Raw genomic sequence first — 18,751 nt, 5'->3', positions numbered from 1 at the left:
CCCGATGACGACGCGATGCAACGGTGTCGACCGTGCGGCCCACCAGGCGTGCGCAAGGCCCGAGTCGGACTGTCCCTGAGACGGTGGAAGGTGTACGGGCATTGATCGGACTCGGGCTCGCCGCGTTCCTTGAGGACTACGTCGCCGAGTGACGGGCGGCAGGCGAAGCCTCGTGGTCCGAGGCGGTCCGACCGTGACCGGTCGACCGGCCGTGCTGCGACTGCTGCGGCGAAAATGACACCACCTCGAACCCCAGGAGTACTTTCGTTGATCCATCGGCGGACGTCGAGACCGACGGTGGGCGACTGCGCGGGGCTGCCACACCCCGCTCGCCGGCGCTCGGCGTCAGGAAAAGGGGGACGGCCGGGCCCGGGGAGTTGGCCGGATGCCGCCGCAGGTGGCATGGGCCGTAGGCGCCTGTCTCGGCAAGGCGTCGACCGAGCCGGGCAATTTCGGTGTTCCGGCGATCACTTGGACGTTTCGACGCCACGATGGATCCCTCTTGTCGACGAGCGATTTTCGCCGTCGAGGAGAGCGGGGTGGTCACGATGATCGTTTCGTGGAGCGTCGTGTACGTGCTGGCGCCGGTGCTGTTCGTGGTGGCGAGGGGGATCGTGGCGGTCGTCTGCGAGTTGACCCGGGCGCGGGCGATTCGGGGTATCGCGGCGCAGGCCGCGGCCGGGGGGACGTTGGTGCTGGAGCGTCGCGGGGACGGGTCGATGCTATTGATCGCGCCTGCGGGCGCGCCGGTGGCGGCGGTGGCGGCCGTCGTGGTGGACGGCTGATTCCCGTGTTCGGGGGGCGGCGGAGACGGGTTCGGTACGAGGATCTCGATGCCCTGGTGCGGGACATGCACGCCGACATGGTCCGGGTCGCGTACACCTACGTGGGCGACGACGCGGACGACGTGATCCAGAACGCGTGCATCGGCCTGTTCAGGAACTGGCACACCCTGCAGGCCATGGCGGAGGTGGGACAACAGCGGACCTACGCGTGGACGACCGTGATCAACGCGGCGCGCAAGCACCGCGGAAGCGCGTACCAACGCCACGTCAGGCCCCGCGGCGACATGGAGCGGGTGGGGGAGACCGGATATCTGCCCAAGGCCTTGGACGAGGTGCGCCAGGACGCGGAGGAGAGGCTCGTCCGGGCCTGTCGGGTCATCGACGCCTTGACCCCGGCTTGTAGGGAGGTCGCGGTGCTTGCTCTGGCCGGGTACGAAGTCAAGGAGATCTCGGCGATGCTGGGGGTGTCGGCCGGCACGGTACGCACGCAGGTCTCGACGGCGAGGTCCCACCTGGAGGCCGCCGAGGCGGCGCATCGGGGAACCTCGGCGGCGGTGTCGGGCGTCCAAGGCGCGAGTGGGACGGAGGGTGGTCGCTCATGACGCTGTTCCGTCGGCGCCGGTCCGACGACCTCGCCGAGTTGCACCGGCTGGGACGCGTCCGGCGGGAGAACCCGCCCCCGGCGAACGCGGAGGCCGCACTGCGGCGACTGCACGACACCCTGGACACCTACCCGAGCCTGCCTCCCGGTCCCGCTCCCTTGCCGACCTCGAAGCCGCCCAAGAAGATCGCCGAACCGCACCTCACACCGTCACCGACGGCATATCGGGCTCGACTGGGAACGAGCGGCATCGCAACAGCCGGTCTGTCGCCACGGATGACAGGGGTCGTCGGCGCGCTGGTCGCCGTGGTGGCGACGGCGATCACGCTGATCGTCTCTCTCCCGGACCCCGAACCCTCGAACAATCGGACGGCCCCCGGACCGACGGCAACGGGGGCGGCGCCTCCCACCCGAACGGGGAAACCTCCGGGCACGGCGGCCGCCCTCAGCCTCGAAACCCTGCGTCTGCGGGGCGGCGTCGAGGACCGAATCGTCGCCGGCGACACGTTGATGGGCTGCGAACCGGGCACCCGCTCCTACCTGCTCGGCGGCAAGTACCGAACCTTCGACACCCGACTGGTGGCGTATCGCTCCTTCGACACGAGACCCGTGACCGTCGTCGTCTCCGACGGCGAACGCGTCCTCGCCACCGCAACGGTCGAGCCCGGCGACCCGGCCGTGCCCCTGCACGTCACCACGCAGGACGTGCTGATCCTTTCGGTGTCCGTCCAACGCCCCGGCCAGTCCACCGATTGCTCGACCGCCGTACTCGTGCACCCGATCGTGAGTCCGTGAATGGCGTGACCGCAGCGCGAACCACACTCCGCCCGGCCGACCTCGACCAGGAGCCGGCCGTAGACGGCCGGCCCGGCCGGGAGCCCGCAGCGCCCGAGTGCCTACGCCTCTGACGCCTCGGACCTGACAGTCGGCCCGCACCGCCCCATCGCCTTCGGTGGGGGCGCTTTCGTGTGTCCCGCCCGGACGTCGACGGCCGGTCCCGGCCCGACCGGCTTTCGCCGAAGCGCCCGTACCGGCGGCGAGGGTTCGACAGCCTCGGCCGGGTGATCCTGCCCTCACCGGCTGTGTCTTCTCAAGGGCGGGTTCGGGGTGTGGTGCTTGTGGTGCTGGGTGTGCCTTTCGGCGATGGGTCGGTTGACCTGCGGCGTGAGGTTCGGTGGGGGTGTCGGTGAGTTGTTCGGTTTCGTGTGTCATCAAGTGTCGGGGTGTTCTCGCGCCCGCTCCGGCTCGTCGGGGCAAGTGATGCTCGACGAGGCGACCTTCGTCACCGTGTTCATCTCCCGGTCTTTTGACCGGGTCGGCGTCCCAAAGAACCCGGTCGCGGCCGCGATGCTTGCCCTGTTCGGCGCCGGGTCGGCACGGGCGGCGAGCAGCTCATCCCACGTGCATCCGGCGGCTTCGTCCTCGGCCGATCCCGGCCGCGCGATCCGAACACCCCCGAAGGAGACATCCAGCCATGGCTCCTGTGCCGGTGGGTGTGCGCGGTGGGGCGGCGGCATGGCTGTCGGTCGCCTGGCCGGCTCCGCCCGGAATCGCCATCAAGAAGGGCAACTTCAGGTGGACACGGCCGGAGTCCCGGTCCCAGGCGGCGATCGGGTAGGTCTTCGAGGTGCTGCGGTTCGCCGCCGTCGACTTCCGCTGCGTCCGGATGCCGTGCCGCGCGGCACGGCACGAGATCGTCCTGAAGATGCGGCCTAGAACGGCCTGGAACGATCTTTCGAGTTCTCCCGGACGCGACTCATACTGGTCCGCGTTCAGCCAGGGACAACTGCGCTTTTGCGCTGTCCGGACTTCTGCGGGGCACGACCCGGTGATCGCCGGGCGCATCGGCAGTGCCATGGGAATGGCTCACCTGGGGGGAAGCAGGGCATGTCCGTCTTGGCGTCAACTCGTCGTGCCCGCAACCAACGGGGCGCCCGTCATGCCGTCCTGGTCTCGGTCCTGAGCCTGGCACTGCTGGCGCTGGGCGTCGCCCCGCCGGGTCTGGCGGCCGCGGGTGGGCCCGCCGGCGCCGGCCCGGCGCTGAACACTCCCGAGCACCCCGAAGGCACGTCGTTCAACCCGAACCAGATCAAGGACATCCAGGCCGCCGACCCCGGCACCGGTGTGAGTCTGATCGAGGCACCGTCGGCGACGAGCGGCGGTGACGCCCGGCTGTCGTACGCGCTGGAAGTGCCGAAGGGCCGGGCAGGCCTGGAGCCGAATCTGTCTTTGGCGTACAACTCCACGGGCGCGAACGGCTGGCTGGGTCTCGGATGGGACGTGAGCATCCCGTCTATCACGGTGGACACCCGCTGGGGCGTCCCGCGGTACGACCCCGCGTCGGAGACCGAAACGTATCTGCTCAACGGCGAGCAGCTGACCCCGGTGGCGCGCCGCGGGCCCGTGCAGCCGCGCACCGCGGAGAAGGCCTTCCACACCCGTGTCGAGGGCCGCTTCGACCGGATCGTGCGGCACGGCGACAAGCCGTCCAACTACTGGTGGGAGGTCACCGACAAGCGGGGCACCCGCGTGGTGTTCGGCGGCGCGCCGGACACCACGCTGGCCGACGGCGCGGGCCACACGGCCCTGTGGGCGGTGCGCGAGGTACGCGACGGCCACGACAACGTCATGCGTTACCGCTACGCCCGCGTCAACGACGGCGGCAGCGCGAACGCGTTGGTGCCCGGCACCAACCTCTACCCGAAGCGCATCACCTACACCGGGCAGGGCGAGGCCGAAGGCCGCTACTCGGTGACCTTCGTTCGGGACCGGGAGCGCAACGAGCAGCGCCGCACGGACGTGCAGATCGACGCCCGGTTCGGGTTCAAGCGCGTGACCGCGGACCTGCTGCGCCGGGTCGAGGTCAAGCTGGACGACCAGTTGATCCGCGCCTACGAACTGAACTATCGGACAGGCGCGTTCGCCAAGACGCTGCTGGCGTCGGTGTCGCAATTCGGCGACGACAACCGCCTGTTCAACACCCACGGGTTCGACTACTACGACGACGTCCGCGACCCGTCGGGAACCTACAACGCCTTCGCCGACGCGGCGGGTTGGTCGGTGCCGGACGACGGCCTCGGGGTGGACATCCGCGAGGGCGAGGCCAGCGCGATCTCGGCGAACACGTCGGCGAGCTTCGGCGCGCACCTGTACGCGGGCTACAACGTGCAGGGGCTGCCGACCAAGGAGGGTTCTTTCGGGTTGAAGGTCGGGTTCAGCGCGGGCCAGTCCGACGGCCTGTCGACGCTGACCGACGTGAACGGCGACAACCTGCCGGACAAGGTGTTCCGCAAGGGCAACGACGTCTTCTATCGGCCCAACCTGGCCAAGCCGGGCGGTGAGCCGAAGTTCGGCGACACGCCGGTCAAGCTCAACAACCTCCCGGGAATCTCGACCGAGCGCACGCTGTCCGGCACCATCGGCATCGAGTCGTACGTCCTCACCACCTCGGCCCAGCTGGACTTCGTGGGCACCACGACCACCTCGGACCGGTTCTTCGGCGACGTCAACGGCGACGGCATAGCCGACTTGGTGAACAACGGCGGCGTGCTGTTCGGCTACCTCGACGCCCAAGGGCACCCTGCCTACAGCGCGGACTCCACCCGCACCCCGGCGCCGATCGGGGACGGCTCGGTGACCGGCCCAATCGTCGGCGACCAGACCGCGCAGTTCAACCAGCAGGTGGACAACTCGCCGCTGCTGGACACGGTGCGCCGCTGGGTCGCGCCGTTCGACGGCAGCGTCCGCGTGGACGGCCGCGTGCAGCTGACCCAGGACCCCTCCCCGGCGCGGGCGGCGTACACCAAGGCCGACGGCGTGCGCGTCACCATCCAGCACAAGGACGCCGAACTCTGGGCGCAGCGGATCGGCCCCGACGACCATACCGAGTTCACCCCGGGCAACGTGGCGTCGATTCCGGTGAAGAAGGGCGACGCGCTTTACTTCCGCACCCAGTCCATCCTGGACGGCAAGTACGACACCGTGGCGTGGGACCCGCAGGTCACCTACACCAACCTGCCGGCCGGCACGGACGCGAACGGGCTGGCGAGCACCGTGTTCCGCGCGTCGACGGACTTCACCTTCGGCGGCCGGCCTTCCCTGGTGACGGTGCCGGTGAGCGGCACGCTGCGGCTGACCGGTGACGTGGTCAAGAACAAGGCGACCTCGGACGAAGTGACCATCGTGATCGAGAAGGGCAACGGCGTCCACGCGCCCGCGGAGGTGTACCGCAAGGTCCTGCCCGCCGCGTCGACCGGCACCACAGCGATCGACGTGAGCATTCCGGTCAGCATGTTCGAGAAGATGTCGTGGAAGGTGAAGACCGACTCGCCGATCGACGCCTCGGCGATCAGCTGGACGCCGAAGGCGCACTACACGGCCGCGCAGGGGGTCGAGTCGGTCGTCGATGCCGCGGGCAAGCCCACGCTGGAGATCACCCCGCCGTACGACATGTCCCTGTTCCCGGCGGACACGCTCGCCGCGCCGCAGCAGACCTACAAGGCGACCAAGACCGGCCAGTTGAAGGTGCGGCCGAAGCTGTCCTTCAACTTCAGCCTGCTGGGTGACAGCAAGATCGCGCTCACCGTGAAGAAGCGCGGCGGGCAGTTGCTCGGCAAAAAGATCTTCCAGGCCAAGGACACCTTCTTCGGCGGCCCGAACCTGGACCTGACCGTGCCGGTCACCGCCGGCGACGAGCTGTACATCGACTACTCCACGACGGACAGCGCGCTGCTGGGCACGCTGGTGGAGCAGTCCGCGTCGGTCACCTACGACGTGACCTCCGGCTGGCCGACGTTCACCCCGGCGCCCAGCGCCATGCACGGCGCGGTCGAGCAGGGCGCCTTCGCCCAGCCCTACCGCGGTTGGGGCGTGGTCGGCTACCAGGGCAACCGCGACCGCGCGACCCAACCGCTCATCCAGGGCGAACTCGCGCTGAACCAGAGCTTCAGGGACGCACTCCCCAAGGAGCCCAAGGAAGCGGACGTCCCGGTGTTCGCCGCGAACCCCCGGCTGGCCATGCCGCGGCTCGCGGTGTTCGCCCCGGTTCCCGCCAAAGGCGGCTGGGCCGCGCAGGACGAGTCCTCCTGGGCCACCGCCACGATGGCGACCAGCTCCCGCCTCGGCGCGGACACCATCGACGTCGTCACCGACGCCGACGTGGTGGGCGACCGGACGGTGATGCGCCGCGGTGAAACCGGCCAGGTGTCGGCCACGCTCGCGGCGGGCCCGTTCGGCGGCACCGTGGTCGCCGGGATCACCGCCGGCTCGGTCGACTACATCGACCTCAACGGCGACCGCTACCCCGACGTCGTGGGCGCCAAGGAGATCCAGTTCTCCGACCCGACCGGCGCGCTGGGCAGCACGCGCGGCACCCTCGGCAGCAACGTCCGCGAAGCGGACAACGTCTCCGGCAACGTGTCGCTGTCCGCGGGCAGCGAGACCGCCACCATCGCCAGCGCCCGGGGCATGGCCGCGCCCGACGCGGGCACCAGCGCCAACACCGCCAGCACCGGCGCGGTCCAACCCTCGCTCGGCATCGGCGGGAACCTGGGCGGCGGCAAGTCCGACGTCCGCGTCGACCTGCTCGACATCAACGGCGACGGGCTGCCGGACAAGGTGTACGCCAACGGCGACGTCCAGCTGAACCTCGGCTACTCCTTCGCCGCCCGGGAACCCTGGTCGGCCGGACCGATCAACGACGCGTCCACCCGCAACGTCGGCGTCAACCTCGGGTTCAACGTCGACCGTTACGGCTTCGCCGGCGGGGTGTCCGCCGAGATGGGCACCTCGTATACCAACGCAAGCATGATCGACGTCAACGGCGACGGGCTCACCGACCGGGTGTTCACCGACGGGGCGAACCCGATCAAGGTCGCGGTCAACACCGGCACCGGGTTCACCGCGCCCGCCCCCTTCCGCGGCAGTTTCCCCGAGATCGCCGTCGACAAGAACGCCGGCCTCGGCGGGGGCGTCTACTTCACCGTCGGCCTGCCGACCCCCGTCGGCATCTTCATCTTCAACCCCGGCGTCAACGCCTCCACCGGCATCAGCCGGGCCGAGACCAGCCTGCGCGATGTGAACGGTGACGGGCTGGCCGACCACGTCCGGTCCACCCGGGACAACGAACTGCTGGTCGCGACCAACAAGACCGGCCGCACCAACCTGCTGCGCGCGGTCACCCGCCCGATGGGCGCCCGCATCGACCTGGACTACACCCGAGTGGGCAACACCGCGGCCATGCCGGAAAGCCGCTGGGCGCTCTCGCGCGTCGCGGTGTTCGACGGGCTCGCCGGCGACGGACAGGACACCCGGCTGACGACCTTCCGCTACGAACAGGGCCGCTACGACCGACAGGAACGCGAGTTCCTCGGCTTCGGCCACGTCGTCACCGAGGAGCGCGACCCCGGCGCCAACGGGGCGCTCTACCGGTCGACCGCCGTCGACTACCGCAACGACAGCTACTACACGCGCGGCCTGCCGTCCCGATCCCTGGTCGCCGACGGCGCGGGACAGCCGTTCCTGGAGACCGTCAAGGCCTACGAGCTCCGCGACACCGCAACCGGTGCCATCGTGGATGCGGCCGGCACCACGTCGGCGGTGTTCCCGCAGCCGACCCGGGCGGAGACACGCTTCTACGAGGGCGCCGCCACGCCCGCGAAGACCACCTACACCGAGACGTCCTATGACGCCTACGGCAACGTCACCCGCATGTTCGACGCCGTCGACGAAGGCACAGCCGACGACCTGGAGACCATTTACGCCTACAGCGCGTCCGACCCGGCGTGCCGGGACCGCAACATCGTCGGCACGGTGAACGTCCTGCGCCAGAGTGGCAGCACCGCGTCGCGGCACCGCGAAGCGAGCGTTGACTGCGAGACCGGTGAAGTGCGGCAGGTCCGCGAGTACCTCACCGACACGACCTCGGCCGGCACCGATGTCACGTACTTCCCGGACGGAAACCTGAAGTCGGTGACCGGCCCGGCGAACCGGACCGGTCAGCGGTACCGGCTGGAATACGGCTACGACACTGTTGTCGGCGTCCACATCGAATCCGTTGTGGACAGCTTCGGGCTGCGGTCCAGCGCGACCTTCGACCTCAAGTACGGGCAAGAGGCCGGCACCACTGACCACAACGGCCAGCAGGTGCTGCGTACCTACGACAGCTTCGGGCGCCTCGACACGGTCACGGGTCCGTACGAGATCGGGTCCGGCAAGGTCACCGTCGACTTCGAATACCACCCCGAGGCGGCGGTCCCGTACGCCACCACGCGTCACCTCGACCGCACTGCCGACGGGGTCCGCGACGACACCATCGACACCGTCACCTTCACAGACGGTGTGCGTCGTGTCGTTCAGGTGAAGAAGGACGCAGCGGTTGCTGACGCCCCGGGCGAGACGCCCCGGCAGGTGATGCTCGTATCCGGGCGCTCGACGTTCGACTTCGCCGGCCGGGCGGTCGAACAGCACTACCCGACAACCGAGCCAAAGGGCTCCGGCAACAACGCCTTCAACACCGGCCGCGACGCGGTGACCCCGACGAAGACCTCCTTCGACGTGCTCGACCGCACGGTGAAGACGGTGCTCCCCGACGGAGCGACCACAAGCCAGATCCACGGCTTCGGTCCCGACCGCGCGGGCGTCACCAGATTCGAGACGACGGTCACCGATGCCCGCGGCAAACAGCGGCGCAACTACGCCGACGTGCGTGAACTTCCGACCTCGGTCAAGGACTTCAACCCGACCGGCGGGCAGCCGGTGATCTGGACCAGCTACGACCACGACGCGCTCGGGCAGCTCACCACCATCACCGACGACAAGAACAACGCCACCCGCGCCGAATACGACGGCCTCGGCCGCCGTATCGTGCTGGACAATCCGGACACCGGACGGACGGAGTTCCGCTACGACCTGGCGGATAACCTGGTCGCCAAGATCACCGCGAACCTGCGCCCGGCCGGCGCCGCTGTCGAGTACGACTACGACCACACCCGCCGGATCGGGGTGCGGTACCCGGACTTCCCCGGCAACAACGTCACCTACAACTACGGCGCTCCGGGCGCGGCCGACCTGACGGGCGGCCGGATCTCCGAGGTCCGCGACGCCGCCGGGACAGTCAGCCGCGCGTACGGTCCGTTGGGCGAAACCGTCCGCGAAACCCGCACGGTCAGGGTCGCTGGGCAAGAGGACCGCACTTACACCACCAAGTGGCGCTTCGACTCGTTCAACCGCGTCCTCCAGTTGACCTATCCCGACGGCGAACTCCTCAGCTACACCTACGACGCCGGCGGTAACGTCAGCCGTGCGACCGGCCGCAAGGACGGCACGGACTACACATACCTGGACCGACTCGACTACGACAAGTTCGGCCAAAAGGTCCTGCAGCAGACTGGCAACGGAGTCCGCACCACCTACAGCTACGACCCGGAAGACCGCAGGCTGGCGACCCTGAACTCGACGCTGCCCGGCGGGACGAAGTTCCAGAGCCTCGGCTACACCTACGACGAGACCGGCAACGTCACCGCGCTGGCCAACAACGTGCCGCAAGGCGGGCCGATCGGCGGGCCCAGCAGCCAGACGTACGGATACGACGACCTCAGCAGGCTCACCAGCGCCACCGGCCGGTTCACCGACAAGGACAACCGGCAGGACACGTACACGCTTGCGCTCGGTTACGACTCCGTCGACAACACCACGACCAAGACACAACACCACGAGATCACCGGCACCACCGCGACGCCGTCGACCGCACCGCCGGCCCAGGTCGGGGCAGGCGCGCCGTCCTTCGGCCCGATCGAGCCCGTCGACGACCCCGCCAACGCCACCGAGGTCCAGGACAAGACCAGCTACACCTACACCTACACCTACGCGGGGGCCAAGCCCCACGCCCCCAGCGCCGTCGGCCCGATTACCCAGGCCTACGACGCCAACGGCAACCTCACCGACACAGTCAACACCGCAGCCGCAGGCAAACGGCGCCAGTTCGTGTGGGACGAGGAGAACCGCCTCGCCTGCAACCAGGACACCGCCACCGCCGCCGTCCTCCAGACCCCGGCCGGGTGCACCGGCGCCGCCGTCCGCTACCTCTACGACGACAAGGGCGACCGGATCGTCAAGGCCGGTGACGGCCTGCACATTTACCCCAACCGCAACTACAGCGATCGCGACGGGGTCGGCTACAAACACGTTTTCGTCGGAGACGACCGCCTGGTCACCAAGACCGTCGAGCCGCAGTCCACCCCTGAGGCGAAGCAGTCCTACTTCCATGCCGACCACATCGGCTCCTCCGGCTACGTCACCGACAGCCAGGGAATTCTCACCGAACACCTGGAGTATTTCGCATTCGGTGAGACCTGGGTCCAGGAGAACGCCGCCCCATCCGGAACCCCGACGCCCTACCAGTACTCCGGCAAGGAACTCGACGACGAGACCGGCCTCTACTATTACGGCGCCCGTTACTACAACCCCCGCACCCAACTGTGGGCCTCGACGGACCCCGCGCTGCCCGACTACCTGGACAGCGGCGCCGCAGGCGGCATCCGCGAACCCCGCAACCTCGGCGCCTACACCTACACGCACAACAACCCCGTCCGATTCACCGACCCCACCGGCAAGCTCCTCGAGATCGCTCCCCTGGTGGCCGCACCCGCCATCGGCGCCGGTACCGTCGTCGGCGTCGGCGTCGTCGTCGTCGGCGCCATCGTCATCGCCGGCGTGACGTACGCCATCGTCAACGGCTCCAACGGCGGGCCCTCCGAACCCGCGGGCTGCAACGCAAACCCGCCCGTCGCCTGCCCGCCCGGCAGCAGAGCGCCCACGCCCCAGGCCGGCCAATCGCCGACCACCGCGGCGCAGCCCGGCACGGTCCCGAGGCCTCCACCGGCTCCTTCGCCCCGTGGCACGCAGGAGAATGACGACGAAGAGACGGTGTCGATCTACAAGGCACCCCAGCCGGGCATGGGCGACAAGTTCATGTCACGCGGTTTCATGCAGGAGGATTTCCCGTACGAAGCCGGATCACAGGACAAGGACGGTCATGCGTACTTCGCAGGGCCGAACGACCGTGCGGTTGCCGAGGGATACGCGCAGTCGTACCGGGAGGGCCTCATCGAGATCCGAATACCCAAGAGAGACTACGATTTGATCTGGCGGCGCTTCGAGCAGCCACATCCCGGAGGAGGGACGGAACTGAGGATTCCCCGCGAAACGGTCACCGCGCTGAACGCCTACCGACCGTGGGTGCTGCACCCATGGTGACCGGAGCCGACGCGTGGGCCCAGGCCACGCAGCAGTACCCGGTCGGTGCCACCGTCGAGGCGGAGGTCACCCTCCGGGCGGTCTTCGGGGTCTTCGTGGGGCTGGAAGGCTTTCCGACAGTGTCGGCCCTCGTCGACATCGGGTCGTACCGCCCGGGCGGAGTGATCCATACCCCGGGCGAACTGCCCCCGGTGGGCACCCGGATTCGCGCACGAGTGGTCGATCACAATGAGGCGTCGCGAGAGATAAGACTGGCAGTCGGGTCCTGAGCTGTTTCCGCGTCTTCTGATCTCCAACCGCCCCGTGCGCCTGCGGGTACACGACTTCGCCCTCGTGGGAGACGGTCCGGGTTTCGTCGTGGGAGTCGCTGTTCGGGACGGTCGCGACGCTCTTGCCGAAGGCCCCGGTCCTGTTGGTGCCGCCGTGGGAGCGGTTGACGGTTTCGGGGCCCGACGGGCGAGGGCGTGAGCGTGTCCAGCGGACCACCTCGCAGAAGGTCGTTCTGGAGGAGTGGGCCCCGCAGGGCCCGGACTCGTTGTTGGCGGTACTCCTTCCCGCGGTGATCTGTTCTCAACGTCAGGGACCGATTTTCGGGAAAGGGTGGCCCGGTCGTGGCAGCCGGTGTCTGCCGTGTTCGCGACCGGGGTGTTCCCGAGCATCCATCCGTTTCAGGTCGTGGCTTTGTTTCTGCGCCCGCCGGACGATCGGCCCCCGGTGCTGCGGATCTTCCGTGTCCCCTCTCGGGGTTACGACGAGGTGGCGGTCGAGAAGGATTTCGGGAAGCTGCTGAGGATGGGTGGGGGCAGGACCGAGCACGGACACGTCGTCCGGGACGCCGTGTCGTTGCGGGAGGGGCTGGATTTCGATCGGCATGATCCGGCGGTGATCGCCAGGCGTGAGGACCTCGCCGGATTCGGGAGCGTCGCGAAACTGGGCGCCATGTTCGAGAGAGTGCCGAGCGTCGATCGTTTCGAGACGACAGACAGAAAGCACCAGCAGGATCAGTCAGATGCTGTTGCTGCTCGTCTTCTCCGTGGGTGTGACATCACGAGAGATGGGACGATCGCGCCGCCGGACGCGGAGTCGGCATACCGGGGCCGGTCAGGCCGGGAGTTGCCTACGTGGCGGTGACGTGGTCTTGAGGGCCGTGTACGGGAACCATTGAGAGTCGAGGCGGCGTCGTTGCTCGACGACTTCGGATACACCGTCCGTACCCGTTTCCCGTTTCCCGTCGCGTTGCGGTGGAGGGAGGCCCAGGCCCGGCTCAGCGCGGGCGAGCACACCCTCGCCTACGAGGCCGTCATGGACACCGCGGAGATCCTCCCGTGTTACAGCGCCCTGTTGGTGGCGGCGCCGGCCCGGGAGGTGGGCATCGAGTTGGGCGAGAGGAGTGCCGTCCGGTACCCCAGTAGGTCTTGCATGTGTACCGCCGGGATCCGCCGGTTTGTGACGAGCGGCCTCGGCGTTGGTACCGGCTTCGTCGATGGTGGGGGCGGTTCTGGAAACCTGCATGCGGATGCAGCCAACCTGTCCCTCGGGTTGTTCGTTCTTTAGGGGTGTGACGGTGACGACGAGGAGCCGGACGTCGGGGTGGGGGAGGGCGGATGGGCGTTGACGGGGAGGTGGTGCATTCCTTGGTGGCCGCGCGTGGTCAGGCGTTGAAGCGGTACGCCTTCCTGCTGTGCGGCGATGACGACCGGGCCGACGATCTGGTGCAGGAGGCCCTGGTGCGTACCCTCGCGCGGCGACACCCGCGCGATCTCGGGGAGTTGGAGGCGTATGTACGCCGGGTGATCGTCAACCTGGTGATCGACGAGTCCCGACGGGCGGGCCGCTGGGCCCGACTGCGGCCCGTGTTCCGTGCCCGGCAGACGTCGTTCGACGAGGAGGGACCCGAGTCGCGGGTTTCCGCGCGGTTGTGGACCCGGGAACTGCTGTCGCGATTGCCTCCGGGGCAGCGGGCCTGCCTGGTCCTGTACTACCTCGAGGATCTCCCGATCGCGGAGATCGCGAACGTTCTGGGATGTGGCCAGGGGTCGGTCAAGAGCCAGATGAGCGCCGCGCGGGCAGCGCTGCGGCGGATGTCGACGAGCGAGGACACGACGAACACCGAGGAGGTAGACCATGAGTTCGAGTCGAGATGACATCCGCCGGACCCTGGACACGTTGTCCCACGAGGCGGGGCCGCTCCGCGTTATGCCCCCGGAGACGCTGATGTCGGAAGCCGATCGTCGCCGGCGTCGACGCCGGTTGCGCACGGCCGGAGTCACGATGGCGGTGGCCGTCTGCGGCGTGGGGGTGATGGCCGCAGTCGTGCGCGGGGCGGGCTCCGCGGATCCGTCGACCCCGGCCGCCGCTCCGACTCCGCGCGACGCGCCTGGGTGGGGCGCGCAGGACCCGGGGCCGTTCACGTGCGGTCGGCCGCTCGGATACCCCACGACCGAGCGGTACGACGGGTTCGGTCTGTCGCCGCTGACGATCGAGCGTCCCCCGGGGGCGCCGGACGGTCCCCCGAAGATCGTGGCCGAACTGACCCCGTCCTCGCCGACCGGACTGAACGCCACCGAGGTGTATCCCGTCGTGCTCGTACTGCGCGACGGGATCGTGGTGGGCGGCCCGGTCCAGGCCGGTGCCCTCGGGCCCGGACGACCGCTCCGCAGCCCGACTTGGGTTCCGTCTGATCAGACGATCCGAGATCTCGCCCCGGCCTGGTTGTGTGGCGCGGTGACCTGGGAGCAGGTGTGGGCGGACCCGGGAAGATACACGCTGGCGCTGGTGATGACACCACCCACGACCGACGGCAACCGAACAGGCAGCCGTGCGATCGACTCGTCCTATCCGCTACTGATCTCGACGGCGCGACTCGACGCGCGGCCGTGAAACGGACCTCGTCCGGTGCGACGGCGATGGCGGTCGCACCGGACGAAGGTCGTGTTAGGGGTGGTGGAGACGAACGGAGAAGGCGTTCATGATGGCGACGGCGCTGGGCCATCCCACGCTTTTGCAGTCTCGGTCGTTGACGCAGCGGAATCCGGTGCTGACGGTCCCGTTGATCTGGCGGCTGTCCGTGTCGTTGATGGTGATGATCGGCCCTCCGCTGTCACCGGCCGTGGCGGCGATGTAGTCGTCCCACTGGCCGCCGACCGAACCCACGATGTTCGTGCCGTTGACCGGCCAGATGTTGGAGCCGGCGACCCGGATGTTGCACATGACCTTGATGTTGTAGCCCAGGTTCGTCCAGTCGGTCCCTCCCGTCGAGCGCGTCGGGTCAGGGCGCGGCGCGGGGGCGGCGTACCGGCGCGTGGTGGTAGTCGAGCTCCCAGCCGGCGCGCTCGGGCGGCGTCCCGTGGGGCACGGTGCGCACGCCGGAGGCGAGGGTGACGTCGCGGTCGCCCATCAGGGCGAACACGATCCGCGTCCGCCGGTCCGCCTCCCCGTCGCGGGCGTCGTAGTCCCACTCGGCGACCACGCCCTGGTCCGCGCCCAGGAACGTTTGTTGGAGGAACCCCTGTACTCGCGCGGGCAGGCTTCCCAGCATGTCGGAACCCCGGTCGTCCCAGACCAGGTCGGCCGGCGCCGCGGGGGTGGACGGCGGTCCCGGCTCCGGGTTTTCGTCTGCGGGCCTGCGGGGTCGGAAGAACCGGGACGTCTCGCCCGGCGGGGGACCCTCGACGAGTGCGGTGCCGTCGGGTCAGGGGGGCGCCCAGTGGAGCGGAGACGTCCTGCTGGGCGCGGTCGATCTCGACGCCGTTCCCGTTGTCCAGGCCGACCTGCTCGACCGGAACGCGCCGGCGAGCGACGTGAGAATCGGCGCGTCCTACGGGACGTACGTCGAGGTCTTCGTCGCGTCGAACAGCACGAACCTCGCCCTGGTGGTGCCGGGGCAGATGCCGGACGAGCGCGGTTGTCGCGACCTCCTGGGCACCCAGGGCACGGCCGCAGCCAATCGTGTCGGGCACGACAGCGTGTTGTGCGTGCGCACCGACAAGGGCCGTGTCGCCCGTATCGACACCATTCGTTTCCCCGCCGGCAAGGGCATCCTGGTCCACGTCACGGTGTGGCCGCTGCCGGGCTGAGCCATGGTGCCGCCGGAGGTCCTCGCCCTCGGCAACGGCCCGTGGAGCGCATCCCTCGCCGTCGACGGCGGCTTCGCGGCCTTGGCCGGGTGATCCGCGGCGGCCCCGGGATGCGCCCCGCCGGGATGGTCGCGGAGCTCGGGCGTAACCGCGGAGAAGCCGTCGCGGATCACGGGCAACTCCACGGGCGGTGGCCGCCTGCGCAGGTGGCGGGGGGTTGGGGGAACATCGGGGTGCGCGGCGGGGTGGGCTTCGGCTTGGTGCGCTCGGTCCGGTATCGGGCCGTCACGGATGCGCGGACGACGAACGGGTGCTCGGTGTAGGCGCGTTGCCAACGCACGGGTTCGGCGTACAGGCCGCTCTCCCCGAGCGGACTGTATTGTTCGCCCGCCCCCGGAGGTGGCTTCGGGTCCGGGAAGCGCACGTCCGGGACCGGTTGTGGCCTCGCCCAGGTCGCCGTGTCCGGCGTCAACCCGAGTCTTCGCGCCTCGCGCTCGAACTCGGCCGTCGATGTCGTGGGATCGTCCGAACCGTAGAAGTACACGGCCGTGGACGTGCAGATCACGCCCATCATGCCCGCCTGCGGCTTCGGTCGGGGCGTGGTGTCGCGCCAACACCGGTCGAAGACGAAGCGCTCGAACCGCGCACTCGCCGGCCCGCGGAAGACCCCGAAAGGCAACTCCACATCGACCCGGGCACGCCTCTCCTCCGCGTGGTGCCTCTCGTGCGCCTCCTTCTCTCTCTCGGCAGCCGCGAACTGCCGCTGGCACGCGTACAGCCCGCCGAGGAAGACGACGACCGCCAGGGTGATCACGGCCAGGACGAACCGGCCGAGCCACAACAGACAACAACCCATCGGCCGCGTATCGGGGCGCGAAGACATGCGCCCATCGTGGCCCGCAACTGCGTCCGAGTTAGCGGTCGTTGCGCACTCGCAACCCGCTCCGCCACGCACATCCCCTCGGCACGACACGACGCGGCACGACCCACACCGGGCACGCCACCACGCCCGGCCCGGCGCCCACGGTCGATGCCATGACCGACGACAATCCTTTGGCGACCACCGGCGTTGGTACGGAACCGATCAGGGCGAACCTCCGCCCCCCGGCGCTCTCGGTATCGGGCCGGCCGGCACTCCGGTGCCCGCCGTTCGGGTCGAAGTATCCGGACCGACAACGGTGCCGAGTTCCGGTCCGCATTCCACCGGCACGTACTCGACAAAGGCATCGCCCACACCCACATCAAACCCCGCCCCCCGCGCCTCGACGGCAAGGTCGAGCGCTGCCACGGCATCGACGCCGAGGAGTTCCACCGCCTGCTCGACGGCGTCGTCATCGACGACGCCGAGGTGCTCGACGACGAGCTGCGTGAATGGGAGGACTACTACGACCACCATCGGCCCCACGGCGGCCAAACCCCCTAGAGCGCCTCAAGCGGAAGACCGCAACCCGGACGTAAGCGCTCATCGGCAGTCGCACATGTCGGGTGGTGCGGTGGATCGACTGTGCGGACGCGGGGTCGGTGCGACGTGTCATGCTCGCGCGGTGGTCTGTGACATATGCGGGACGCCGATGTCGTCGGAGCGGGCGGAGCCCGGTCCCGGGGAGGTGTGGTGTTGCCCGTCGTGTTTCGCGTTCACCTATGTGGGTGGCGAGTACTTCGAGGTGTGTCGGCCTCCGTACCTGCCGGTGCGCATGCGGTGGGAGCGGGCCGTTGCGGACGGTCTCGCCGACCGGCCCGTGCACGACTACGGCGCGTTCGGGGTGACACTGTGCGGAATCACCCGGATCGATCTGTCGGCGTCCGCGTATCCGTGGCCCCACCGGTGGGAGCCGGCCCGTGCCGACTGTCGGGAAGCGGCCGAGGTCATAGACGCCCGCTGGCCGGTGGGCATGCGTCATGGCGAGGCACGGGCAAGCGTCCGCAAAAGCGCTCCCCGGGGGTAGCGGCTCGTGGCCGGTGTCGGGCCGAGCGGATCGGGTCTTGCGCCGGGCGCGCGGGCCTGGTTCTGGCGATCGCGCAACTGGCCCGGGAGCACCGGCACGAGGACGCCGCCGCGTTCACCCGCGCCCTGTGGTCGGATGCGACCCGTCCCCCGGAGATGCGGGTGAGCGCCGCGTTGGGGTGGCTGCCTGGTCGACGACCCCGTCCCCGACACCCTGCGTACGATGATCGAGGAGACCGTCATCCCCGAACTCCACCGGGTGTTGTCTCCGTTGCCGTGGCTGAGGCAGGTCGACGACATGGGCGTCGACGGGTTGTCGCACACCCTGTGGCAGAGGCTCGACCCCGACACCTGGCCCGGCCCCCCGCAGGAGCCCTGCTTCTGACGCCACGCGCCCGAACCGCGGTGGGCCGAGGCCCGGGCTGACGGTCTCCGGGCGGGGCCGGCGCGTCTATGTTCCCGGGAGCCTGGGCTTGCCGTCGGATGCGACGCGTTTCTCGAACGCGGGGACGATCGCGAACGAGCGCCCGCAGGGTGGGCATTGCGCTGTCCCGAAGGCGTACGGCAGGCCGCGGGGGAGCGATGCCTGCCCGTCGCGGATCGCGATCGCGTGCAGCCGCGCGCCCAGCGGCGGCATCTCCTCGGGCGCGGTGGGTCGCAGGGGGCGGCGGTCGATGTCTCCTCGGTGCCAGTCCCGGATCGCGGAGTGGTCGCCGTGCTCGCCCACCGCGATGGTGACGTCGGCGCCGCAGCGCGGGCAGTGGACGGCGAGGAACGCGTCGGTGAGGTCGTCGAGCCCCCACGCCCAGGCCAGACGCCCCTCGAGCGCGAGCATGCCGCACAACCGGTGGACGTAGTGCGCCTCGTGCGCGTGGTCGGCGAGTTGCGCGTCCGCGACGACCGCCATCTCCGCGATCCGCGCCCTCGCAGTGATAACTGTCCCTTTTCGATCCCGATCGCGGATCACGAAGAGGTGTTCGTCCTCGATGCCCCGTGACGACCTCCGTACCGGCCCGGGTCGAGGGCGGGTGGTGGGTGCCCGGGGCCGGCGTCGCGGCGGCCCGCGGTTTCGGGAACTACGGGTGGTTGG

The 18,751-nt window shown here is 69.5% G+C and carries 14 protein-coding genes and 1 pseudogene; 11 read left to right on the top strand and 4 right to left on the bottom strand.

Annotation, left to right across the window (positions count from 1 at the left end; genetic code table 11):
* The first annotated feature begins 539 nt into the window (after positions 1–539).
* From ACZOOI_RS00135 to ACZOOI_RS00100, 8 genes are all read left to right on the top strand, one after another.
* Complete coding sequence (locus tag ACZOOI_RS00135) at positions 540–785, top strand: hypothetical protein (RefSeq protein ID WP_465278774.1); 246 nt, start codon at positions 540–542, stop codon at positions 783–785.
* A 5-nt stretch (positions 786–790) separates the two neighbouring features.
* On the top strand, positions 791–1,387 hold the full coding sequence (locus ACZOOI_RS00130; protein WP_465278773.1) for an RNA polymerase sigma factor: 597 nt from the start codon (positions 791–793) through the stop codon (positions 1,385–1,387).
* A complete protein-coding gene (locus ACZOOI_RS00125) occupies positions 1,384–2,181 on the top strand; it encodes a hypothetical protein (protein ID WP_465278772.1) in 798 nt (265 codons plus the stop codon). Before ACZOOI_RS00130 ends, ACZOOI_RS00125 begins: the two co-directional genes overlap by 4 nt.
* Before the next feature lie 1,092 nt (positions 2,182–3,273).
* Positions 3,274–11,640, top strand: coding sequence for a SpvB/TcaC N-terminal domain-containing protein (locus ACZOOI_RS00120; protein WP_465278771.1), 8,367 nt, complete (start codon positions 3,274–3,276; stop codon positions 11,638–11,640).
* Positions 11,634–11,909: a hypothetical protein gene (locus ACZOOI_RS00115; protein WP_465278770.1), complete on the top strand. Its 276-nt coding sequence runs from the start codon at positions 11,634–11,636 to the stop codon at positions 11,907–11,909. Before ACZOOI_RS00120 ends, ACZOOI_RS00115 begins: the two co-directional genes overlap by 7 nt.
* Before the next feature lie 445 nt (positions 11,910–12,354).
* On the top strand, positions 12,355–12,771 hold the full coding sequence (locus ACZOOI_RS00110; RefSeq protein ID WP_465278769.1) for a hypothetical protein: 417 nt from the start codon (positions 12,355–12,357) through the stop codon (positions 12,769–12,771).
* A 473-nt stretch (positions 12,772–13,244) separates the two neighbouring features.
* Entirely contained in the window at positions 13,245–13,784 is a 540-nt protein-coding gene (locus ACZOOI_RS00105; RefSeq protein ID WP_465278768.1) for an RNA polymerase sigma factor, read from the top strand.
* Entirely contained in the window at positions 13,765–14,520 is a 756-nt protein-coding gene (locus tag ACZOOI_RS00100) for a hypothetical protein (protein ID WP_465278767.1), read from the top strand. Before ACZOOI_RS00105 ends, ACZOOI_RS00100 begins: the two co-directional genes overlap by 20 nt.
* Before the next feature lie 54 nt (positions 14,521–14,574).
* On the opposite strand, the gene ACZOOI_RS00095 is transcribed toward ACZOOI_RS00100, so the two are convergent.
* Together ACZOOI_RS00095 and ACZOOI_RS00090 are read right to left on the bottom strand one after the other, a co-directional pair.
* On the bottom strand, positions 14,575–14,850 hold the full coding sequence (locus ACZOOI_RS00095) for a hypothetical protein (RefSeq protein WP_465278766.1): 276 nt from the start codon (positions 14,848–14,850) through the stop codon (positions 14,575–14,577).
* 58 nt (positions 14,851–14,908) lie between these two features.
* A complete protein-coding gene (locus ACZOOI_RS00090) occupies positions 14,909–15,178 on the bottom strand; it encodes a hypothetical protein (protein ID WP_465278765.1) in 270 nt (89 codons plus the stop codon).
* On the opposite strand from ACZOOI_RS00090, the gene ACZOOI_RS00085 reads away from it, so the two are divergent.
* Positions 15,177–15,716: a hypothetical protein gene (locus tag ACZOOI_RS00085; protein ID WP_465278764.1), complete on the top strand. Its 540-nt coding sequence runs from the start codon at positions 15,177–15,179 to the stop codon at positions 15,714–15,716. The two genes, ACZOOI_RS00090 and ACZOOI_RS00085, sit on opposite strands and share 2 nt — an antisense overlap.
* 169 nt (positions 15,717–15,885) lie before the next feature.
* Here the strand turns inward: ACZOOI_RS00085 and ACZOOI_RS00080 are convergent, their stop codons facing one another.
* Positions 15,886–16,599 carry a hypothetical protein gene (locus ACZOOI_RS00080; RefSeq protein WP_465278763.1) on the bottom strand — a complete coding sequence of 238 codons (714 nt, stop codon included), beginning with the start codon at positions 16,597–16,599 and terminating at the stop codon, positions 15,886–15,888.
* A 279-nt stretch (positions 16,600–16,878) separates the two neighbouring features.
* Between ACZOOI_RS00080 and ACZOOI_RS00075 the strand changes: the two are divergent.
* Together ACZOOI_RS00075 and ACZOOI_RS00070 are read left to right on the top strand one after the other, a co-directional pair.
* Positions 16,879–17,174, top strand: a pseudogene (locus ACZOOI_RS00075) (integrase core domain-containing protein); the annotation flags it as partial.
* A gap of 710 nt (positions 17,175–17,884) precedes the next feature.
* Entirely contained in the window at positions 17,885–18,046 is a 162-nt protein-coding gene (locus tag ACZOOI_RS00070) for a hypothetical protein (protein ID WP_465278762.1), read from the top strand.
* Positions 18,047–18,112: 66 nt separating this feature from the next.
* Here ACZOOI_RS00070 and ACZOOI_RS00065 read toward each other — a convergent pair whose 3' ends face one another.
* On the bottom strand, positions 18,113–18,568 hold the full coding sequence (locus ACZOOI_RS00065; RefSeq protein WP_465278761.1) for a hypothetical protein: 456 nt from the start codon (positions 18,566–18,568) through the stop codon (positions 18,113–18,115).
* Between the last annotated feature and the right edge of the window lie 183 nt (positions 18,569–18,751).

This window comes from Embleya sp. L77 (assembly GCF_055557415.1).
The sequence above is the reverse complement of the archived record's forward strand: the minus strand, read 5'-3'. Positions and strand labels throughout refer to the sequence as shown.